The sequence below is a fragment of the Muricoccus vinaceus genome, assembly GCF_042433125.1.
GTDB classification, from domain to species: domain Bacteria; phylum Pseudomonadota; class Alphaproteobacteria; order Acetobacterales; family Acetobacteraceae; genus Roseomonas; species Roseomonas vinacea.
The window spans coordinates 1-1,409 of record NZ_JBHLVZ010000004.1; the positions used below are offsets into that span (position 1 = coordinate 1).

The following is a 1,409-nucleotide window of genomic DNA, read 5'->3' on the forward strand; positions in this document are numbered from 1 at the left end:
TTTCACCCGCGGCTCTCGCCGCATAGGCTTCACTCAGGTGTCTCAGAAACTGCGGGCGGTACAGGCGGGCGCACGGCGCCTACGGCCTGGCAGGGGCTCCCGCCCTCGTCCTTATTCGTCCGGACGGCCACATCGCGTTTCGGGGGCCGGTGCACCGGCCCGACCTGCTGCAGGAATTCTGCCGGGCGAAGTTCGGTCGTCCGGCCACCGGTGCGGAACAGCCGGACACTCGGCATCTACGATAAGAACTGGTGGGGCTGGGTCGTGACCAGAAACCCGTGTGCCGGGTCTCGGAGGAGTCCGGCCGCTCCGCTTTCTTTTCGCACGGGAGCGCGGCTTGTCTGAACGAAACCATGCTTTGGCAAGAACTCAAACTTTAACCATCGGGGTTCTAGATGGCGGCTGATCACACGTTCTAATCTAACCTTCTCCAATTCGCCGAGATCTGTATGCGAGTTCTCAATGTTGGCGTCGTCACGATTATTCTCGCTGCCTCCACCGCTATGGCTCAGAGCCCTCCTTCAGGTGAGTTCGTGTTCCGCAGTCAGTGCAGTCCCTGCCATCATGTCGATGCTCGCACCAAGGTGGGCCCAGGCCTCGCGGGTATTTGGAACCGGCGCGCTGGCTCAGTCGAAAACTTCCGGTATTCCCTGGCAATGAGAGACAAGAGTAAGGACGGTCTTCTGTGGGACGAGGCAAACCTGCGGGGGTATCTCCGTAGCCCCAGAGAGTTCATCCCCTATAGCAGCATGGCTTACGCGGGACTTCGTGACGGGGCCCGCCTCAGCGCCCTGATCGACTACCTACGCGATCGCAGCATTCCGTAAGTTTTCTCCGAGCGATTTTGCTAAAGTAGATCCAGATTCAGTACCCTTTTCTAACAACAAGCATGCGATCCCGGCCTCCAGGACACTGTCTCGAAAATCTGAAGTTTGGTCAGATTGATGCTGCCTATGTGCACACTCTGAGTGATCCTGTGATCCAACCGAGTACGATGTAGTTGGTGTCACTTCGGCTTCGGGCTATCGGGGGCGCAGCACGCAAGAGCGCAAGCTGATGAAGGGTCGTGCGCCGCCTGCGTGGTCGTAAAGCACTTCAACCGAATCCAGGTTGATGGCAGCGGTTGGACCTCTACCGATGCGCAGGGTCTCACCCGCATAGGGTGCGAGTACGCCCCGCGTCGGTTGCTCAAACAGGACGCTGACACCTTCAGGAAGTGAGCCCAACCACATGGTCCAGCCGAGCGTACTACTAGTCAGGTTCCGGAGGTAGGCCCGATACTCATAACTGCCGTGGCTGAGCATGACGGCATAAATATACTGGATTGAAACCCAATTAGAGCAAGCGTCTGTACCGCCCGCAGTTTCTGAGACACCTGAGTGAAGCCTATGCGGCGAGAGCCGCGGGTG

General features: G+C 58.6%; 1 protein-coding gene. It reads left to right on the top strand.

The features are described 5' to 3' along the window. The first annotated feature begins 86 nt into the window (after positions 1 to 86). Positions 87 to 245 carry a hypothetical protein gene (locus ACFFIC_RS06490; protein ID WP_377049352.1) on the top strand — a complete coding sequence of 53 codons (159 nt, stop codon included), beginning with the start codon at positions 87 to 89 and terminating at the stop codon, positions 243 to 245. Positions 246 to 1,409 lie beyond the last annotated feature (1,164 nt).